A 17,172-nucleotide genomic window follows, 5' to 3' on the forward strand; every position below is an offset into this window, starting at 1 on the left:
GACGAGCCTCTGGCTCGTCAGTACCAGCGAGAAGCATGAGCTACGCGGTAGCGACCCTCCGACGCGCGTTCACCTTCAGCACCGCCGCAGCCACGAGCCCGACCGGCACCCACATGTAGACCACGAAGAACCCGGCGAACTTGAGCGCGGCGAACGACGAGTAGACGATGGCGACGGCGGGGTTGATCGCGGTCGGGTCGGCGAGGGCGACGAACGAGGCGAGGTTCTCGAGGGCGTCGAAGGCAGGTGCCAGCACGCCAACCACGACAAGCGCGAGGGCGGTGCGGCGCCAGCGGCCGCCCGGCAGGAGGCGGGCGACCAGCACGAGCACCAGGAAGTGCGCGATGGCGGTGGCGGCGACGAAGCCGAAGTCGACCAGCTGGGTCTGCCAGTAGATGCCGAGGGTGCCGGCGGCATCCATCGTGGCGTACCAGCCTTCGAGCTTCTCTGCACTGAAGGAGGTCTGGCCGACGTAGTAGGGCACGGGGTAGCCGGAGCGCGCGTAGAAGCCGTTGAGCACGGCCTGCACGACGTTCTGCAGCACGAGGCTGGCGATGGCAGCTGCCACGAGCACGGGCAGGCGGAGGGACATGGTGCGGTGAGCGAGGCTCTTGATGTATTCCATGGAATGTATAAAAGCGGAGATCGGCACGAATGTCAATTCCATGGAATATGATTGCGGTATGCATGCGGCCGAGGCAGAACGCGCAGAGCTGCAGGGGCGCGCACTGCGCGACCTGCTCATCGTCAACCAGCTCGTGGCGACGCGGCTGTCTCGCGCCCTCAGCGCGACGCCGCTATCGCTTACTCACGTCAGCTTCCTCAGCCTGCTGCGCAGGGTGCCGGGCGGCGCGAGCGTCAGCCAGATCGCCGAGGCGATGGAGGTCAACCAGCCCGCGGTCTCCAAGACGCTGAAGGCACTGGAGACGCTCGACGCCGTGACAACAGAACGCGACCCGGATGACGCCCGACGGCTCGTCGTGCGCATGACCCCGCGCGGTCACGAGCTGCTCGGCCAGGCAGAGCAGGCGATGCACCCCGCAGCCACGGCCATCTTTCGCGACCTCGAGACGCCGAGGCTGACGCGTCTCGTCTCCGAGTTGGAAGGGCTACAGGCGACGATCGAGGGGTGAGGAACGCGCAGCGCGCTCGATCACCGGGTGGCGAGCAGTTCTGCCGTCGTCACGACCCTGGCGAACTCGCCGCCCGAGAGGTTGACCGCGGTTGCCCGCGAGAGCTCATCGGCCGTGAGCACCGAGCCGTCAGAGCCGGTGAGGTCGAAGGTGTGGGTCGCGTCGATGGGAACGATGACGTCGTAGCCGAGGTTGCCCGCCATGCGGGCCGTCGTCTCGACGCACATATTGGTCTGGATGCCGCAGATCACCAGTTCGTCGACCCCCGCGCCCTGCAGCCACGACTGCAGGTCTGGCTCCCCGTAGAACGCGGAGTTGACGCTCTTCGTCACGAGCAGCGCTGGCGCGATCGCCGCGACCGCTGGCACGAGGTCGTTGCCGGGGGTGCCGACCTCGAGCGGCGACCCGTCGGAGACCGAGTCGTGGCGCACGACCACGATGGGGCCGGTCCACGACTCGAGGATGAGCGCGAAGTTGGCCTCGAACTGCGGGTTGTTGCGGGCGCCCCAGTAGGCGCTGTCGGTGAAGCCCTGCTGGACGTCGATGACGATGAGTGCGGCGGTCATGCCTCTGAGTCTGCCAGCGCTCGCACCGGCTGGCGCAGCACCGTTCGCAGTTTGGCAGCTTCGACCCGCCGCGCGTCCGACAGGTAGATCTCGTGGTTGTGCCCGTTGAAGGTGAGGCCGTGCTGCGGCATGTACTCGTCGTGCAGCCGCGCAAGGGTCGGCGACTCGTCGTCGTAGGAGCCGACGTGCAGGATCTGCACGCACCGGCCCTCGGAGAGCGTCTCCAGCCGGATGCGGTCGGCGGCAGCGTGCCGTTTCTTGGCGAGGGCGGTGTCGAGAATCTGCTGGGTGATCCAGTCGGGCTGGGCGATCATCGCGGTCCAGCTCCAGTTCTCCTTGTTGCGCGAGACGAAGTCGGCGGGGTCGTCGGCCCACCAGAGCGCCTCGAGGGGGCCGACGGTGTGCACGCGGCCGAGGAGGTCTTTCGCCGTGAAGCGGCATCCGTAGGAGGCGCCGTAGAGCAGCTCGATCGCCTCTGCATAGGCGGGCGAGGTGTTGGGGTCGCCGTGGCCGTCGACCATGAGGTAGTTCTGCGGCGCAACGTCGACTTCGACGAAGTCGTCGGCCTTCGGGGCGTAGAGGGCCTTCTTGGCGATCTTGATGTCGTAGTTGTCCACCTGCTAAAGCTAGGCCCGTACGCTGACATCATGCGCACGCTCTGGCTCGTTATCGCCTTCCTGCTCGCGGTGGGCGTTCCGTTCCTTGCCTTCGGCCTGCAGACCACGGTCTGCGTCACTCCGTTGCCTGCTCCCGAGTGCACGACGGCTCCGACCCTGGGGTGGCCGGGCGCCGTCATCGTCAGCCTCATCGCCCTCCTGCTCGCCGGTTTCGCCGTGCGGCAGAGTGCGAAGGCCAGCGCGAAAGACCCACGCCCGTAACACCCGCCTCGTAGCATTGGGTCATGGCCACGCTCCCGATCAACCCGCCGCCGCGACTGCTCATGGGGCCGGGCCCGATCAACGCCGATCCGCGCGTGCTTCGCGCGATGTCGGCGCAGCTCGTCGGGCAGTACGACCCGGCGATGACCTCGTACATGAACGAGACGATGGAGCTCTACCGGGGCGTCTTCCGCACCGCCAACGAGGCGACCCTGCTCATCGACGGCACGAGCCGCGCGGGCATCGAGGCCGCGTTCGTGTCGCTCATCGAGCCGGGCGACGTCGTGCTCGTGCCCGTGTTCGGTCGCTTCGGCCATCTGCTGCGCGAGATCGCGGAGCGCTGCCAGGCCGATGTGCGGGTCATCGAGCGCGAGTGGGGCACCGTCTTCACCGCGGCCGAGATCGAGGCAGCCCTCATCGAGCACCAGCCGAAACTGCTCGCGATCGTGCACGGCGACACGTCGACGACCGTCGCCCAGCCGCTCGACGAGCTCGGTGCCCTCGCCGAGAAGCACGGCGCGCTGTTCTACAGCGACACCACGGCATCCCTCGGCGGCAACACCTTCGAGACCGACGCGTGGGGACTGGATGTGGTCACGACCGGCCTGCAGAAGTGCCTCGCCGGGCCGTCCGGGTCGAGCCCGATCACGCTGTCGCCGAAAGCCGTTGCCGTCGTCAACGCGCGCAAGAGCATCGAAGCGGGTATTCGGGTGGAGGGCGACGAATGGAGCGCCTCGCCCATCCGGTCCAACTACTTCGACCTCAGCCAGATTCTCGACTACTGGGGACCGAAGCGGCTCAACCACCACACCGAGGCGACCTCGATGCTCTATGCGGCCCGCGAGTGCGCCCGCCTGCTCGTCGACGAGGGCATGCCAGAGGCCGTCGAACGGCACCGCCTGCACGGCACTGCGATGACCACAGGGCTCGCGGCGATGGGCCTCGAGTTCTTCGGCGACCAGTCGGTGCGCATGAACAACGTGGTCGGCGTGCGGATTCCGGATGGCGTCGATGGCGACCGCGTGCGCGCCACCATGCTCACCGACTTCGGCATCGAGATCGGCACCTCGTTCGGACCGATGGCAGGCAAGGTCTGGCGCATCGGCACGATGGGCTACAACGCGCGGCGCGACGCCGTGCTCACCACCCTCGCGGCCCTCGAGGTCGTGCTGCGCCGCGGTGGCGTCTCCGTCACCGCCGGGAGCGGGGCCGGCGCGGCCCTTGACTTCTATGACGCCTGAAGCCCGCGTCATCCTCGATCGCTGCGACGAGCTCGCGGCGATCAGCAGCCAGCCCGATCGGCTCGAGCGCGTGCACCTCTCGCCGGAGCACGCAGCTGCCAATGCCCTCGTCGCCCAGTGGATGGAGCAGGCCGGCCTGTCGACCTGGCAGGATGCCGCCGGCAACCAGTGCGGGCGCATGGAGGGGGCGACCCCGGGGCTGCCGGCCCTGCTGCTCGGATCCCATATCGACACCGTGCCCGACGCCGGTCGCTACGACGGCATGCTCGGAGTGCTGCTCGCCATCCAGGTGGCGTCGCGGCTGCGTTCAGTGGAGCTGCCGTTCGCCCTCGAGGTGGTTGCGTTCAGCGACGAGGAGGGCACCCGCTTCGGCACCGCCCTGCTCGGCAGCCGGGCGCTAGCCGGCACGTGGGACGACGAGTGGTGGAACCTCACCGACGCCGACGGCATCACCCTCTTCGAGGCCTTCCAGGACTTCGGGCTCGACCCCGGCCGCCTGCCCGGCGCGTTCCGTCGGCCAGAGCAGCTCGTCGGCTACCTCGAGGCGCACATCGAGCAGGGCCCGATCCTCGAGGATGCCGACCGGCACCTCGCCGTCGTCACCTCCATCGCAGGTGCCCGCCGCTTCGAGCTCGCCATGACGGGCAAGGCGGGCCACGCGGGCGGCACCCCGTTCGACCGGCGGAGGGACGCGCTCGTCGGCGCGAGCGAACTGGTCGTCGAGATCGAGCGGCTCTCGAAGGCGAGCGACGTCATCGGCACGGTCGGCCGCATGCACGCCTTCCCCGGTGGGGTCAACGTGATCCCCGGCCGGGCAGAGTTCAGCCTCGACCTTCGAGCCGAGTTCGACGACGACAGGGACGCGGTGCTCGGCTCCATCCACGAGGCCGCGCTCGCGATCGCCGATCGGCGCGGCCTGCACTTCGAGCAGCACGAGATCTACCGAGCGGACGCCGTTGTCTGCGATCTCGACCTGCGAGCGGCGGTCGAGGCCGGCATCCGGTCGACGGGCGATTCCGACCCGCTTGCGTTCTGGAGCCGCGCCGGCCACGACGGCATGGCGGTCGTCTCTGTCGCGCCGTTCGCGATGCTCTTCCTTCGCTGCAAGGGCGGCGTCAGCCACCACCCCGACGAGTCGGTGCTGATCGGCGACGTGGCGGTGGCACTCGACGCGTTCACTGCCGCGGTCACCTCCCTCGCCGACTCCCATGCTCAGCGATAGCGAGCGCTCCCTCCTGCTCGAGGATCTCGCGCGGCAACCGCGTGGGCTGGCCGAGTCGTTCACGCACGAGGCGACGCTGACCACGCCGGCCTGCGGCGACACGGTGACGGTGCGGGTGACCCTCGGTCCGACCGGTCAAATGAAGGCCGTGTCGTGGGACGGCCACGGATGCACCGTCTCGATGGCAGCATCCGCGGCGATGTGCGGTTTGATCCTGACAGACGTGCCTTCATTTGGCAGGCTGCTGGCCGCGTACTCGGCGTCGGTGAACGGAGGTGCCGCCCTGCAGGGAGACCTCGAGGCCTTCGCCGGCATCGGCCGCTTCCCGCTGCGGGCGCAGTGCGCGACGCTCGCGTGGCGGGCGCTAGAGCTCGCGCTGGTCGACGTCCAATCCGTCCCACAGGTCTGAGCACTCGACCTCGGTCACCCCGTTGGCTTCGAGGTACCGGCGCGCGCCGTGGTCGCCGGCGAGGCTATCGATGAGCGCCGGGTCTGGCAGCGACACGAACACCGGATGCCCGGGTCGCCCATCGAAGACGGCCTGCCGCAGTGGGCCCTCGGCCCGCAGTACCCGCTCGACGACGGCGACGGGGAGGCAGGGGAGGTCTACCAGGGTGATGAGGGCCGCTGGCTCGGTGACCGCAGCGAGCCCTGCTCGCAGCGAGTGCGACATCCCCCCGCTCCAGTCGTGCGCGATGACCGAGGTGACGCGGGGGTCGTCGGGCAGCGCAGCGTCGGGCGCCGCGCCGAGCACCACGACGACGCGCGTGCAGCCGGCCGCGAGCAGGGTGGCGCACGCCCGATCGAGCCACCCGGGCACGAGCACCTTCGGCCTGCCGAACCGGGTGCCTGCGCCGGCGGCCAGCACGACTCCGCAAACCTCCATGGGTAATGTTAGGCAGACCATGATCGAGACCTCTTCCGCCGACCTGCGCGCCGCCCTCGGCGTCGAGCGCTGGGTCGCCGATGTCAGCTCCCGCAGCCCATTCGACTCGCTGGAATCCCTGCTCGCGACGGCCCACGCGGCGGCAACGCCGCTTACCGAGCAGGAGGTCGACGAGGCGATGGCCCACCACCCGCGCATCGGAGAGAAGCCCGTCGGGCAGGGCTCCGCGCAGAGCTTCAGCCGCGCAGAGCAGGCGTCGAGCGACGCGGACGACGCGGAGGTCAACGCCGCGATCGCGGCTGGCAATGCGGAGTACGAGGCGGTGTTCGGGCGGGTCTTCCTCATCCGGGCCGCCGGTCGCACGCGCGCGGAGATCCTGTCGGAGCTGCGCCGTCGCATCGCACTCGACCCAGCAGAGGAGCTGCAGATCGTCGGTGAGCAGTTGCGCGACATCGCGCTGCTGCGGCTGGAGAAGCTCTACGGAGGAGAACTGTGAGCCAGGTGACCACGCACGTGCTCGACTCGGCGCGGGGCGTGCCGGCCGCCGGGGTTCCGGTGCAGCTGAGCGGCCCCGACGGCCTCATCGCGAGCTCGCAGACCAATGCCGACGGCCGGGTCACGACCCTCGGCCCGGAGTCGCTGCCAGCCGGCACGTACACGCTCGCCTTCGACACCGCGACGTACTTCGGCGAGACGCCGTCGTTCTACCCGCGGGTGTGCATCGAGTTCACCGTGGCCGGCGACGAGCACTACCACGTGCCGCTGCTGCTGAGCCCGTTCGGGTACTCGACCTACCGCGGCAGCTAGTAGTCGACGCGGCCCTGCAGGTTGACCCAGGCGTCGAAGGGCTCGGTCGCGTTGTCTGGCCGGATGCCGTCGATCGTCACGTGCCACTCCTCGCGCGGGCGGGAGAAGAGCTCGTAGAACTCGCGGTCGTCGAACCCGCCGGCAGCGGCATCGTCGCGGTCGGCCGCGAAGACGATGCGGTCGATGCGGGCCCACAGCGCCGCAGAGAGGCACAGCGGGCACGGCTCGCACGAGGTGTAGAGCGTCGCTCCGGCGAGCGAGAAGTCCTTCGCTGCCTGGCACGCCGCGCGGATGGCGACCACCTCGGCGTGCGCGGTCGGGTCGAGCGTCGCGGTCACCCGGTTCTGGCCCTCGGCCAGCACCTTGCCGTCGCGCACGATGAGAGCGCCGAACGGTCCGCCGTCGTTGGCGACGTTCTCTGTTGCGAGCTCGATTGCGCGGGCGAGGAAGAGCGAGTCGGATGACGACATCAGCGCCACGCTCCCTCGGCGGCCGGGGCGTCATCCCGCAGCACTGTCGCCTCGATGAGACCGTAGGGGCGGTCGGCCGCGACGTAGACCTCGCCGGGGTTGTCGAGGCCGAAGGGGGCGAGGTCGACCTCGAAGTGGTGCTTGTTCGGGGCGCTCATTCGAATCTCCGCAATCTCTGGAATGCCGTGCAGCACCGCAGAGCCGATGTCCCAGAGCGTCTGCTGCAGGGCGAGGGACTGCCGTACCGCGTACTCGCGGATGATGATCGACTTCACCCGCTCGAAGGTGCTGTCCCAGTGTGCCACGGGGGTGGCGAAACGCCAGCGGGCCTCGAGGGAGGTCGCCATGATCCGGTCGCGCGTCTCCGGCAGCGTCGTGTACTGCTCCGTGAGGAAGTCGTGGAACTCGGAGCCCGTGGACTTGAGGATCACGAGGTCTTTGATGCCACCGATGACGTGCTCGCCGGTGGCGTCGACGGTGACGGTCGCCGTGCGCACCTCCGGGCCGCGCCGCGTCCAGGTGTGGTCGTGCTCTACCCCGTCGATGACGGCGCGCTGCCAGGCGTACTCCTCGACGATCACGCGGGCGCCCTCGACGGGTTCGATGTCGTTCACGAAGTGACGGGCAAGGGTGAGCGCGTAGTCCTCGATCGCAGCGACGCCGTGCAGCTTGGCGAAGGCGAACGCGGTGTTCTTCTGGGCGTCGGTTGTCAGCAGCCGGGAGTTGTCGCCGTGGAGGTGGGCGGACTCGAACGGGCCGCGCAGCGCCGTCGAGACGTTGAGGTCGCGGATCTCGTGCCGAGGCGCGTCGCGGTAGATGCGCACCACGCGGTTCTCTGCCTTGCCGTACTGGTTGTCACCCATGATGATCGCCATGCGGCGATTCTCGCACCGCTACATGTCACGCGCGTTTCGGGGCAACAGCTGACCGGCCTCCGTGTCGAAACTCCGGCTCAGCGTGACCCCGGAGGAACATACGCGGTCCAGCGGCGTGCTCAGCCGGAGCTTCGACGACGACCCTCAGTTGCGTGAGAGCAGGCGGCCGGTCACGGGAGCGTCGGCAGCAATCGAGACCGGATGCCCGCGCAGCCAGGTGCGCCGGGCAACGCCCCGCAGCTCCCGCCCGTCGAACGCGCTGATCGGATTGCGGTGCTCGAGTTCCTGCGCGTGCACGGTGTAGCGCGCGTCTGGCGCGAACGCGACGAGGTCGGCGTCGGCTCCGACGGCGATGCGGCCCTTCTGCGCAAGGCCGACGAGGTCTGCTGTGCCCGTCGACATCCAGCCGAGCACCCGGTCGAGGGGGATGCCGCGGGCGGCGGCCTCCGTCCACACCGAGCTGAACCCGGTCTGCAGCCCCGCGATGCCGCCCCACGCCACCTGGAAGTCGCCGTTGCCGGCGAACTTGAGGTCGGCGGTCGCGGGGGAGTGGTCGGTCACGACCACGTCGATGTCGCCGTCGAGCAGCGCCGTCCAGAGCGCCTCCCTGTTGGCCTCGGAGCGGATCGGCGGGCAGCACTTGAACTGCGTGGCGCCATCCTCGATTCCCTCCGCCGCGAGCACCAGGTAGTGCGGGCAGGTCTCGACGGTGATCGGAAGCCCCTCGGCACGTGCGGCCCGCAGCGAGGGCAGCGCGGCAGCAGACGAGAGGTGCAGGATGTGCGCGCGGGCACCGGTGCGCCGCACCCCCGCGATGACGCGCTCGATCGCGGTGGTCTCTGCCTCATCCGGCCTCGACGAAACGAAGGCGTCGTAGGAGGTGCCGCCGTGCCCGGCGTGCGCGTCGAGCACGCCGGGGTCTTCTGCGTGCACGATGAGCTGGCTGCCGAGGGAGGTGATCTCCTCGAGCGCCGCCTCGAGCTGGTCGGCATTGAGATGGCCGAACTCGTCGATTCCGCTGGGGGCGAGGAAGGCCTTGAAGCCGAAGACGCCGCCCTCGTGCAGCTCGCGAAGGGCGCCGAGGTTCTCTGGCACGGCACCGCCCCAGAAGCCGGTGTCGACGATGACCTTGTCGCCGGCTACCTGCCTCTTGAGAAGGAGCGCCTCTAGCGAGATGGTGGTCGGCACGCTGTTGAGCGGCATGTCGATGAGGGTCGTGACCCCGGCGGCCGCGGCAGCGCGGGTCGCGCTCGCGAAGCCCTCCCACTCGGTGCGGCCCGGCTCGTTGACGTGCACGTGGGTGTCGACGATGCCGGGGATCAGCACCTCATCGGCCGCGAGCTGCACCAGCGGACCGTCGAGCTCGACGTCGATTGCTGCGATACGGCCATCCGCGATGCCGATGTCTGCGGCGCGGAACGCCCCGTCGACGAAGGCGGACGCAGCGCGGATGACGAGGTCGAAGGCCATCGCCCCAGCCTACGGAACCGGATTGAGGGCGTCGTAGTCGTGGAAGCTGCGGTAGTGCCGCACGAGCAGGAACACGATCGCGATGATGAGCAGCCCGCCGAGCAGGGACGGCAGCCAGAGCAGTGCGGTAGCCGCCACGAGCCCGACGTAGGCGTCGCCGATGCGGGGTCCGCCGGTCACGACGACGATGAATACGCCCTGCACCCGGCCCCGCATGTTGTCGGGCGCGGCCGCCTGCAGCATGGTGCTGCGGAACACGGCACTGACCTGATCGGCCCCGCCGGCTCCGGCGAGAAGAATGCACGCCGCGATGAGGGCAGGCACGTTGAGGGGCGCTGCGTGCCTCGTCCCGGTGAGCAGGAGCACGACGCCGAATGCCGCCACGAAGCCCCCGAACACCATGATGGCGTTGCGGATCGCTCGTCCATGCCAGCGCACGCTGCCGAGCCGGCCAGAGAACACGCCGACCAGAAGGGTGCCGGCGGCGAACGCCGCAGAGAGGATGCCGACCGTCACCGCGCCGCCGCCGATGACGAGGGCCCCGATCGCAGGGAGGATCACTCGCGGCATTCCGAAGGTCATCGCGACGATATCGACAAGGAAGGAGAGCCGGATGTTGGCGGCCCCGCGAAGAAACCGCAGCCCCTCGACGATTCCCGCGATCCCGGTGACCCGTGTCGCCCCCTCCGGCCGGATGGCGGGCAGCGTCAGCACGCCGGTGAACGCCGCGATGAACAGGATGGCGTCGACCGTGTACGTCCACTGCACACCGACGGTCGCGACGAGCACCCCCGCGATCGCGGGCCCGACGATGACCTGGAACCCGAAGCCGATGCCGTTGAGGCCGCCGGCCGCCGGGAGCAGCCGCACCGGCAGCAGTCGCGGAACGATCGCCGACCGTGCCGCACCGACGATCGTGACGGCAACAGCGGTGAGCGTCGTGAAGACGTAGTAGAGCCAGAGGGTCTCGGTCTCGGTCCAGGCGAGGCAGGCGAGGCCGACGACGGAGACCCAGGCAACGGTCTCGGCAAGGATCGCGACCGTGCGCCGGTCGAAGCTGTCGACGAGAAGGCCGCCGTAGACGCCCGCGATGATCATCGGCACGAGCGAGATGACGCCGACGAGGGCAACGGCCGCCGTCGACTGCGTGATCTCGTAGATGTGCAAGCCGACCGCGACGATCGTCATCTGGCTGCCGACGCCGGCGAGGGTCGAGCCGAGCCACAGCCGGAAGAACGCGGGGCTCTCGCGGAACGGCGTCAGGTCGGCGAAGTGCGAGCGCCGTGTCGTGGATTCCGGGACGCCGCTCACTCGACTCAGCCTAGGCTTTCCCCATGCACGAGATTGCCGACCGGCTGCTCACGGCGCACGACGCCGGGCGCCCGATCGCCGTGGCAACGGCCATCGCGATCGAGGGGAGCGCCCCGCGCACGGTCGGAACATCCATGGCCTTCGATGGCGAGTCGGTCATCGGCAGCATCGCCGGCGGCTGCGTCGAGGGCGCAGTGGTCGAGATCGCGAGCCGCGTTCTCGCGACGGGCGAGCCCCAAACCGTCGACTTCGGCGTGAGCGACGAGACTGCGATGTCGGTAGGGCTCACGTGCGGCGGCGAGCTGCGGGTGCACGTGCAGCTGCTCTCGCCAGAGCTCGTCGCGAATCTGCGAGCCGGCACCGCGATCGAGGTCTGCTCCGAGTTCACCGAGCCGCCGCCCGTGGAGCGGCACATGGTCATCCTCGGAGCCATGGAGTACTCGGCCGCCCTTGCTGCGGCATCCGCCGTGCTCGGGTACCGCGTCACCGTTGTCGACCCGCGGCCGCTGTTCGCCACCGCCGAGCGCTTTCCCGCTGCAGAGGTGGTCGTCGAGTGGCCGCCGCTCTACCTCGAGCGCACACCGGTCGACGAGAACACGGTGATCTGCGTGCTCAGCCACGATTGGCGGTTCGATGCAGAGGCGCTCGCGATCGCGCTGCGGTCGCCGGCCGGATTCGTGGGGGCGATGGGATCGCGCACCACCCACGCGCGTCGGGTCGCCTCGCTTGCGGAGCTGGGCATCCCCACCGATCGGCTGCACTCGCCGATCGGCCTCGATATCGGCGCATCCACGCCGGAGGAGACCGCCGTGTCGATCCTCGCCGAGGTCATGGCAGCCCGCGTTGGCGCTACCGCGACACCGCTGATGGACGCCGCCGGCCCCATCCACGCGCGACAGGTGTCCACGACGCCCTGATTGGCTCTCGCCGCGTGACGGCGGCGCGTGGCAGAGTCGCAGCATGACCGAGACCGAGGCGACGCGCTCCGCGGTGCTCACCGGCATCCGTGACGCGCTGCTGATCGTCATCGGGTACATCCCGTTCGCGCTTGCCGCTGGCGCCGCGATGGCCCAGACGGATGTCGATCCGGCCCTGTCGATCCTCAGCTCGCCCATCATCTTCGCGGGGGCATCGCAGCTCGTCGCCATCCAGCTGCTCGGCACCGGGGCCGGCATCGCCCTCGTGGTGTTCTCCGTGCTCGTGGTCAACGCGAGGCACCTGCTCTACAGCGCGTCGCTCGAGCCGCACCTTGCCGGGTGGAGTCGCCCGCAGCGCATGCTGGCGGCGTTCCTGCTCGCCGACCCCGTCTACGCCCTGGCCATCTCGCGCTTCGAGCGGGAGGGCGGTGCCGGCCCCAAGGGCGCGCAGCTCGGCTACTACTTCGCCGCCGGCATCACCTGCTTCGTCGGCTGGGCCTCGCTCGTGAGCGTCGGGGTGCTGCTCGGCGGCTTCATTCCCGACTGGGTGCCGCTCGAGCTCGCGATTCCGCTGACCTTCCTGCTCCTCGCCCTCCCGCTCATCAAAGACAGGCCGGGGCTTGTCGCCGGCAGTGTCGGCGGCATCGTCGCCCTCCTCGCCGCGCCGCTGCCCTTCGGCATCGGCCTCATGGTCGGGGCGATCGCTGGCCTGGTTGCCGGCGGGGTGGTGCTGGCGCGAACCCAGCCGGCGCAGACGGAGGCGAGCGATGCTTGACCTGCTCGCCATCCTGCTCTCCGGGCTCGTCACCTTCGTCGAGCGGGCGATCTTCCTCGTGTCGAAGAAGGTGCGCCCACCGAGCCGGGCGCTTCGCTACCTTCCCCTGGTCGGGCCGGCCGTGCTCGGCGCGATTGCCGTGCCGGGCATCCTCGCCCCGCGCGGCGAGCTCTCGCTCGTCGAGACGATCCCGGCGGTCATCGCGGCGGTCATCGCCGCCCTGCTGTGGAAGTGGACCAAGCAGCTCGTCATCGGCTTGGTCGTCGGCCTAGCCGTGTGGTGGGGCCTCATCTTCCTGCTCGTGCAGCTCGGCTGGCTGCAGCGCTAGCTCAGCGCTCGCGCGCGAGCCGCCAGATCTTCTCCCGCGACATCGGCAGTGACCGCGGCCGCACGCCGATGGCGTCGCGGATGGCGTTGGCAAGGGCGGGAGCGACCGGGTTGTAGGGCGCCTCGCTCATCGACTTCGCGCCGAGGGGGCCGAGCTCGTCGTGGGTGTCGGCGAAGAGCACCGCGGTGCGTGGCACGTCGGCGAACTGCGGCAGGTGGTAGTTGCGCAGCGCCGTGGTGAGCACGACGCCGTCGACGACCTCGACCTCCTCGTAGAGGGCGGTTCCGAGTGCCTGGGCTACCCCTCCCTCGACCTGCCCGCGCAGCTGCTCCGGGTTCATGACGACACCGGCATCGACCGCCTGCACGGAGTGGAGGATGCGCACCTCGCCGGTGCCGGAATCCACGGCGACCCGGAAGCCCTGCACGTTGAAGGCGAGCGAGCGCGGGGTGCCGTCGTGGCGGCCCGTCGCGGTGAGCCCCGGCGTCATGCCGTGCTCGTCGATGAGCGCCTTCAATGCGGTGGATGCAGCGTGCACCGCCTTGCCCGCGACCACGACGCCGGCAGACCCGAAGGCACCCGTGTCGTAGCCAGCCCCGTCGGTGTCGGACTGGGCGATGCGGATGCGGTCGGCGCTGACCCCGAGGGCCGTTGCCGCGAGCTGCGCGTGCACCGTGGTGGTTCCGCTGCCGAACTCGGCAGTGCCGACCTGGAGGTCGAACAGGCCGTCGTCGGCGAGGGTGATGCTCGTCTCTGCGACGTGCCCGCGCGGCGGAAGGGAGGCGATCATCGCGATGGCGACGCCGGTGCCGACGGCCCAGCCATCCGGTGCCGGTGTCCCCGTAAAGGAGGACAGCGACTGCTCGACGAGGTCGAGGCACTGGTCGAGCCCGTAGGAGCCGTAGAGCATGTCGTGCTCCTCGTCGGCCTCGGTGACGACGACGGGGTCGCCGGGCACGATGACGTTGCGGCGGCGCAGCTCGACCGGGTCGATGCCGAGCTCGCGGGCGAGGTCGTCCATCGCCGACTCGACGGCGAAGATCACCTGGCCGAGGCCGTAGCCGCGGAAGGCACCCGAGGGCGGGTTGTTCGTGTAGACGCTTTCGGCATCCACCTTCTTGTTGGCGCAGCGGTAGACGCTGAGCGACTCGCCGAGGCTGTGGAACATGACGCCGACGCCGTGGTTGCCGTAGGCGCCGGTGTCCATCAGCTCTGTGACCTGCATGGCGGTCAGCACGCCGTCGGCCGTGGCGCCGAGGGTCACGCTCAGCTGCATCGGGTGGCGAACCGGGGCGATGGTGAACTCGTCCTCCCGGGTGAACTCGTACTGCACCGGTCGGCCGGTTGCGAGCACGGCGAGGGTCACGAGGTCTTCGGTGAGGATCTCCTGCTTGCCCCCGAATCCGCCGCCCACCCTGGCGGTGAACACGCGAACGCGCGACTGGTCGAGGCCGAAGATGTGGGCGATCTCATCGCGAACGAGGTATGGCACCTGCGAGGAGGTGCGCAGCACGATCCTCCCGTCGTCGTCGAGCCAGCCGCGGGTCGCGTGGGTCTCGAGGGCGACGTGCGAGACCCGCTGCGTGCGGAACTCGCCGCTCACGACGGCGGCCGCTGCCGCCAGCCCGTCGGCGACGGACCCCATCTCGCCGTGCAGCTGGGCGAGCACGTTGCGGCGCGGCTCGGAGATGCGAGCCTCCGGGCCCTTCTCGCCGTGCAGCAGCGGGGCACCGGGGGTGCGGGCAGCCTCCGGGTCGAAGACGGCTGGCAGCACGTCGTACTCGACGTCGACGAGGGCGAGAGCGCGCTGCGCGATCGCAACGGTGTCGGCGATGACGGCCGCGACGCGTTGGCCTCGAAAGCGCAGCACGGCATCCATGACCATCGTGTCGTCTGGGTCGTCGGTGCGGTGCTCGTGGCGGGCGGTGGAGAACAGGGTGGCGGGGGAGTCGTGGTGGGTGAGCACTGCGTGCACCCCCTCGAGCGCGAGGGCGCGCTCGGTAGAGATCGACCGGATGCGCGCGTGCGCATGCGGGGAACCCAGGACCGCGAGGTGCAGCACCCCCGTCGTCGCCGAGTCGAGCGTGTAGGCCTCCGTGCCCGTGACGACGCGCATGCCGGCCGGGGCCTTCAGCGAGGAGCCGACGTCTGCCGTCGACACCGTGTTCGAGACGCCGCAGATCGCATCCTCGATCGAGCGGTAGCCGGTGCACCGGCACAGGTTGCCCTTGAGCTTCACGGCGAGGTCGTCGTCGGGCTGCAGGGTCGAGGCGGTGACGATCATGCCGGCGGTGCAGAAGCCGCACTGAAAGCCACCCGCGTCGACGAATGCCTGCTGCAGCGGGTGCGGGTGCTCCGGGGTGCCGAGGCCGGCGACAGTCGTGACAGCGGCGCCCTCGAGGCGGTGGGCAGGGTAGATGCAGGAGTGCACCGGCTCCCCGTCGACGAGCACGCTGCACGCCCCGCAGTCGCCGGCGTCGCAGCCCTTCTTGACCTCGAAGTGGTCGAGGTCGCGCAGCACGGTGCGCAGCACGCGCCCTGTTGTCTCGCCGGTCTCGCGCGGCTCGCCGTTCACGGTGAACCTCACGACAGCTCCTCGAGCAGCTCGAGGGCGAAGCGTAGGCCCATGGCCTGTCGCCAGTCGGGGGAGCCGTGCGCGTCGTCGTACCAGTCGTCGATCGCGGTGACCGCAGCCGTGAGGGCCGCGGCCGAGGGCAGGCTCTCGAAGCGCAGCACGTGCGGGCGGGTGGTGCCGCCGGTGATCGTGAACACGGCCTCGTCGCCGAGGGTCGCGATCGCGAGCGTGCCCGTGCGCCCGAGCGGCGAGAGCGAGATGCGGCGAAAGCCGTGCCGCGCCTCGAGGGCCGCCCGGGGTATCTCGATGGCACGCAGCACCTCGCCCTGCTCGAGCACCGTCTGCTGCACTCCGAGCACGAACTCGGCCACCGGCACACGCCGCTCTGCCGTGGCCGACCAGATCACGGCTGTCGCGTCGAGGGCTGCGGCGAGCGAGGTCATAGCCCCGGCGGGCAGCGCGAGGGCAATATTGCCGCCGACGGTCGCGACGTTCCAGACTTTGAAGCTTGCGAGCAGGGAGTTCGCGCACTGCGCGAACAGCGGGTGGGGATGCCGCGCGAGCGCCGCGATGGTGGCGGTCGCCCCGATCGTCAGCCCGGCATCCGTCTCGTCGATGGAATCCCAGCCGAGGCCCGTGAGATCGACGAGCCCCGTGGTGCCCGGCTGCGGCTCGGAGTACAGCCACGTTCCCCCGCCGAGGGGTCGCTCGCCCTCGCCGAACACGAGCTCGGCACGAGTGCGTGGCACCCGGATCTCGCGCACGTCGATGAGGTCCATGCAGGCCAGTCAACCCGAAAGTTGTGACGTGCGTGTAACGGCGTTCACCCCGGGTACACGCGCACCCGTGACGCTGTGAGCGTGCGACGCCTAGCTGCTGTTGTCCTGATCTCCAGCGTTCTGATCTCGACCGCGGTGGTGACGCCGGCGACAGCCGCACCCATCGCCGCCTCGGGCGACGGGCTCGTGCTGATCAACGAGCTGGCCAACGGCGGCCCGCGCTCCGACTCCGACACGTTCTTCGAGCTGCGCAACTGGGGGCAGTCACCGGTCGACCTCACCGGGTGGCAGGTGTTCCGCTGCAGCGCGCAGGGGCTGCGCAGCAACGTGGGACGGCCAGAGGGCGACCTCGCCGGCGTCGTGCTCGAGCCCGGTGAGATCTTCACGGTCAGCAAGATCGGCATGGCCGGCGACGCGCACATGAGCTCGCCGTTCATGACGAGCGGCTTCGGCCTCTACCTCGAGAACCCCGACGACGAGCTGGTGGATGCGGTTGGCGTCTACCCCACCGAGCCATGGCCGACCCAGAGCGAGTGCACCCTCGACCGCAACCTGCCCAACAGCCTCGCTTTCGCGCTCGACGAGAGCTGGCAGCGTGTGTCGGCGACGGGGAACACCGTCGTCGACTTCATCAAGGCACCGGCGACCATCGGGTCGCAGAACGCGGCCGCGGCCACCACAACGGAGCGCACCGGGGTCGTCATCTCGGAGTTCGCGCCATCGGGCCCCGCCGCCAGCGACGACGAGTTCGTCGAACTGTGGAATCTCGGCTCAACCTCGGTCGACATCGGCGGCTGGCAGCTGTACCGCTGCACCGCGACCGGCCGCATGCGCAGTGACACCCTGCAGACGACCATCCCCGGCGGCACGCGTCTCGGGGCTGGCGACTACTACCTCGTCGCGTCGAACGCCTATGCAGGAGACGCGGATGCCCGCTAC

Annotated in this window: 21 protein-coding genes; 11 read left to right on the plus strand and 10 right to left on the minus strand. The window is 69.8% G+C overall.

Annotated features, from left to right (window positions below):
- Positions 1-40: 40 nt before the first annotated feature.
- Positions 41-625 carry a hypothetical protein gene (locus AC14A7_RS04890; protein ID WP_484006786.1) on the minus strand — a complete coding sequence of 195 codons (585 nt, stop codon included), beginning with the start codon at positions 623-625 and terminating at the stop codon, positions 41-43.
- A 58-nt stretch (positions 626-683) separates the two neighbouring features.
- On the opposite strand from AC14A7_RS04890, the gene AC14A7_RS04895 reads away from it, so the two are divergent.
- Positions 684-1,133, plus strand: a complete 450-nt coding sequence (locus AC14A7_RS04895; RefSeq protein WP_484006788.1) for a MarR family winged helix-turn-helix transcriptional regulator — start codon at positions 684-686, stop codon at positions 1,131-1,133.
- Positions 1,134-1,153: 20 nt separating this feature from the next.
- Here AC14A7_RS04895 and AC14A7_RS04900 read toward each other — a convergent pair whose 3' ends face one another.
- On the minus strand, positions 1,154-1,699 hold the full coding sequence (locus AC14A7_RS04900) for a cysteine hydrolase family protein (protein ID WP_484006790.1): 546 nt from the start codon (positions 1,697-1,699) through the stop codon (positions 1,154-1,156).
- Positions 1,696-2,316, minus strand: coding sequence for a GyrI-like domain-containing protein (locus tag AC14A7_RS04905; protein WP_484006792.1), 621 nt, complete (start codon positions 2,314-2,316; stop codon positions 1,696-1,698). Before AC14A7_RS04905 ends, AC14A7_RS04900 begins: the two co-directional genes overlap by 4 nt.
- Positions 2,317-2,346: 30 nt before the next feature.
- Between AC14A7_RS04905 and AC14A7_RS04910 the strand changes: the two genes are divergently transcribed.
- The 4 genes from AC14A7_RS04910 to AC14A7_RS04925 are packed head-to-tail and all read left to right on the plus strand — an operon-like array spanning position 2,347 to position 5,449.
- Positions 2,347-2,577 (plus strand): hypothetical protein, encoded by a 231-nt coding sequence (locus tag AC14A7_RS04910; protein WP_484006794.1) that lies wholly within the window; start codon positions 2,347-2,349, stop codon positions 2,575-2,577.
- 23 nt (positions 2,578-2,600) lie between these two features.
- Complete coding sequence (locus tag AC14A7_RS04915; protein WP_484006796.1) at positions 2,601-3,818, plus strand: pyridoxal-phosphate-dependent aminotransferase family protein; 1,218 nt, start codon at positions 2,601-2,603, stop codon at positions 3,816-3,818.
- Complete coding sequence (locus AC14A7_RS04920; protein WP_484006797.1) at positions 3,808-5,040, plus strand: allantoate amidohydrolase; 1,233 nt, start codon at positions 3,808-3,810, stop codon at positions 5,038-5,040. The genes AC14A7_RS04915 and AC14A7_RS04920 overlap by 11 nt, the downstream gene beginning before the upstream one ends.
- Positions 5,027-5,449, plus strand: a complete 423-nt coding sequence (locus AC14A7_RS04925) for an iron-sulfur cluster assembly scaffold protein (RefSeq protein ID WP_484006799.1) — start codon at positions 5,027-5,029, stop codon at positions 5,447-5,449. Before AC14A7_RS04920 ends, AC14A7_RS04925 begins: the two co-directional genes overlap by 14 nt.
- Here the strand turns inward: AC14A7_RS04925 and AC14A7_RS04930 are convergent.
- Positions 5,405-5,926 carry a nucleotidyltransferase family protein gene (locus AC14A7_RS04930; protein ID WP_484006801.1) on the minus strand — a complete coding sequence of 174 codons (522 nt, stop codon included), beginning with the start codon at positions 5,924-5,926 and terminating at the stop codon, positions 5,405-5,407. The two genes, AC14A7_RS04925 and AC14A7_RS04930, sit on opposite strands and share 45 nt — an antisense overlap.
- Positions 5,927-5,945: 19 nt before the next feature.
- Here AC14A7_RS04930 and uraD point away from each other — a divergent pair, with 19 nt between their 5' ends.
- Together uraD and uraH are read left to right on the plus strand one after the other, a co-directional pair.
- Entirely contained in the window at positions 5,946-6,422 is a 477-nt protein-coding gene (gene uraD / locus AC14A7_RS04935) for a 2-oxo-4-hydroxy-4-carboxy-5-ureidoimidazoline decarboxylase (protein WP_484006803.1), read from the plus strand.
- Complete coding sequence (uraH, locus tag AC14A7_RS04940; RefSeq protein ID WP_484006805.1) at positions 6,419-6,733, plus strand: hydroxyisourate hydrolase; 315 nt, start codon at positions 6,419-6,421, stop codon at positions 6,731-6,733. The genes uraD and uraH overlap by 4 nt, the downstream gene beginning before the upstream one ends.
- Here the strand turns inward: uraH and AC14A7_RS04945 are convergent.
- The 4 genes from AC14A7_RS04945 to AC14A7_RS04960 all read right to left on the minus strand — a co-directional run bounded on the left by AC14A7_RS04945 (position 6,730) and on the right by AC14A7_RS04960 (position 10,859).
- Positions 6,730-7,203, minus strand: coding sequence for a nucleoside deaminase (locus AC14A7_RS04945; RefSeq protein ID WP_484006807.1), 474 nt, complete (start codon positions 7,201-7,203; stop codon positions 6,730-6,732). The genes uraH and AC14A7_RS04945 overlap by 4 nt on opposite strands.
- On the minus strand, positions 7,203-8,078 hold the full coding sequence (pucL, locus tag AC14A7_RS04950; protein ID WP_484006809.1) for a factor-independent urate hydroxylase: 876 nt from the start codon (positions 8,076-8,078) through the stop codon (positions 7,203-7,205). Before pucL ends, AC14A7_RS04945 begins: the two co-directional genes overlap by 1 nt.
- A 144-nt stretch (positions 8,079-8,222) precedes the next feature.
- On the minus strand, positions 8,223-9,548 hold the full coding sequence (gene allB, locus AC14A7_RS04955) for an allantoinase AllB (protein WP_484006811.1): 1,326 nt from the start codon (positions 9,546-9,548) through the stop codon (positions 8,223-8,225).
- A gap of 9 nt (positions 9,549-9,557) precedes the next feature.
- The gene (locus AC14A7_RS04960) at positions 9,558-10,859 is read right to left on the minus strand and encodes an MFS transporter (RefSeq protein ID WP_484006813.1); all 1,302 of its coding nucleotides are present in this window, start codon (positions 10,857-10,859) and stop codon (positions 9,558-9,560) included.
- 23 nt (positions 10,860-10,882) lie between these two features.
- Here AC14A7_RS04960 and AC14A7_RS04965 point away from each other — a divergent pair, with 23 nt between their 5' ends.
- From AC14A7_RS04965 to AC14A7_RS04975, 3 genes are read left to right on the plus strand one after another with little or no spacing between them, the layout of a single operon-like run.
- On the plus strand, positions 10,883-11,776 hold the full coding sequence (locus AC14A7_RS04965; RefSeq protein ID WP_484006815.1) for an XdhC family protein: 894 nt from the start codon (positions 10,883-10,885) through the stop codon (positions 11,774-11,776).
- A 43-nt stretch (positions 11,777-11,819) separates the two neighbouring features.
- On the plus strand, positions 11,820-12,551 hold the full coding sequence (locus tag AC14A7_RS04970; RefSeq protein ID WP_484006817.1) for an AzlC family ABC transporter permease: 732 nt from the start codon (positions 11,820-11,822) through the stop codon (positions 12,549-12,551).
- A complete protein-coding gene (locus AC14A7_RS04975; protein WP_484006819.1) occupies positions 12,544-12,879 on the plus strand; it encodes an AzlD domain-containing protein in 336 nt (111 codons plus the stop codon). The genes AC14A7_RS04970 and AC14A7_RS04975 overlap by 8 nt, the downstream gene beginning before the upstream one ends.
- 1 nt (position 12,880) lies before the next feature.
- Here the strand turns inward: AC14A7_RS04975 and AC14A7_RS04980 are convergent, their stop codons facing one another.
- Both AC14A7_RS04980 and AC14A7_RS04985 read right to left on the minus strand, forming a co-directional pair.
- On the minus strand, positions 12,881-15,466 hold the full coding sequence (locus tag AC14A7_RS04980; RefSeq protein WP_484006821.1) for a molybdopterin-dependent oxidoreductase: 2,586 nt from the start codon (positions 15,464-15,466) through the stop codon (positions 12,881-12,883).
- Positions 15,463-16,233, minus strand: a complete 771-nt coding sequence (locus AC14A7_RS04985) for an FAD binding domain-containing protein (protein ID WP_484006823.1) — start codon at positions 16,231-16,233, stop codon at positions 15,463-15,465. The genes AC14A7_RS04980 and AC14A7_RS04985 overlap by 4 nt, the downstream gene beginning before the upstream one ends.
- Positions 16,234-16,314: 81 nt before the next feature.
- Here AC14A7_RS04985 and AC14A7_RS04990 point away from each other — a divergent pair.
- The coding region (locus tag AC14A7_RS04990; RefSeq protein WP_484006825.1) for a lamin tail domain-containing protein at positions 16,315-17,172 on the plus strand (858 nt) is incomplete at its 3' end.

The organism is Conyzicola sp., assembly GCF_057073975.1.

What these genes read in the sequence shown, in the direction of transcription:
- AC14A7_RS04965 (WP_484006815.1), top strand. Translation starts at nt 10,883, where the DNA reads ATGCACGAGATTGCCGACCGGCTGCTCACGGCGCACGACGCCGGGCGC.
- AC14A7_RS04915 (WP_484006796.1), top strand. Translation starts at nt 2,601, where the DNA reads ATGGCCACGCTCCCGATCAACCCGCCGCCGCGACTGCTCATGGGGCCG.
- AC14A7_RS04975 (WP_484006819.1), top strand. Translation starts at nt 12,544, where the DNA reads ATGCTTGACCTGCTCGCCATCCTGCTCTCCGGGCTCGTCACCTTCGTC.
- AC14A7_RS04925 (WP_484006799.1), top strand. Translation starts at nt 5,027, where the DNA reads ATGCTCAGCGATAGCGAGCGCTCCCTCCTGCTCGAGGATCTCGCGCGG.
- AC14A7_RS04985 (WP_484006823.1), bottom strand. Translation starts at nt 16,233, where the DNA reads ATGGACCTCATCGACGTGCGCGAGATCCGGGTGCCACGCACTCGTGCC.
- uraD (WP_484006803.1), top strand. Translation starts at nt 5,946, where the DNA reads ATGATCGAGACCTCTTCCGCCGACCTGCGCGCCGCCCTCGGCGTCGAG.
- AC14A7_RS04970 (WP_484006817.1), top strand. Translation starts at nt 11,820, where the DNA reads ATGACCGAGACCGAGGCGACGCGCTCCGCGGTGCTCACCGGCATCCGT.
- allB (WP_484006811.1), bottom strand. Translation starts at nt 9,548, where the DNA reads ATGGCCTTCGACCTCGTCATCCGCGCTGCGTCCGCCTTCGTCGACGGG.
- AC14A7_RS04895 (WP_484006788.1), top strand. Translation starts at nt 684, where the DNA reads ATGCATGCGGCCGAGGCAGAACGCGCAGAGCTGCAGGGGCGCGCACTG.
- AC14A7_RS04910 (WP_484006794.1), top strand. Translation starts at nt 2,347, where the DNA reads ATGCGCACGCTCTGGCTCGTTATCGCCTTCCTGCTCGCGGTGGGCGTT.
- AC14A7_RS04890 (WP_484006786.1), bottom strand. Translation starts at nt 625, where the DNA reads ATGGAATACATCAAGAGCCTCGCTCACCGCACCATGTCCCTCCGCCTG.
- pucL (WP_484006809.1), bottom strand. Translation starts at nt 8,078, where the DNA reads ATGGCGATCATCATGGGTGACAACCAGTACGGCAAGGCAGAGAACCGC.
- AC14A7_RS04920 (WP_484006797.1), top strand. Translation starts at nt 3,808, where the DNA reads ATGACGCCTGAAGCCCGCGTCATCCTCGATCGCTGCGACGAGCTCGCG.
- AC14A7_RS04900 (WP_484006790.1), bottom strand. Translation starts at nt 1,699, where the DNA reads ATGACCGCCGCACTCATCGTCATCGACGTCCAGCAGGGCTTCACCGAC.
- AC14A7_RS04945 (WP_484006807.1), bottom strand. Translation starts at nt 7,203, where the DNA reads ATGTCGTCATCCGACTCGCTCTTCCTCGCCCGCGCAATCGAGCTCGCA.
- AC14A7_RS04930 (WP_484006801.1), bottom strand. Translation starts at nt 5,926, where the DNA reads ATGGAGGTTTGCGGAGTCGTGCTGGCCGCCGGCGCAGGCACCCGGTTC.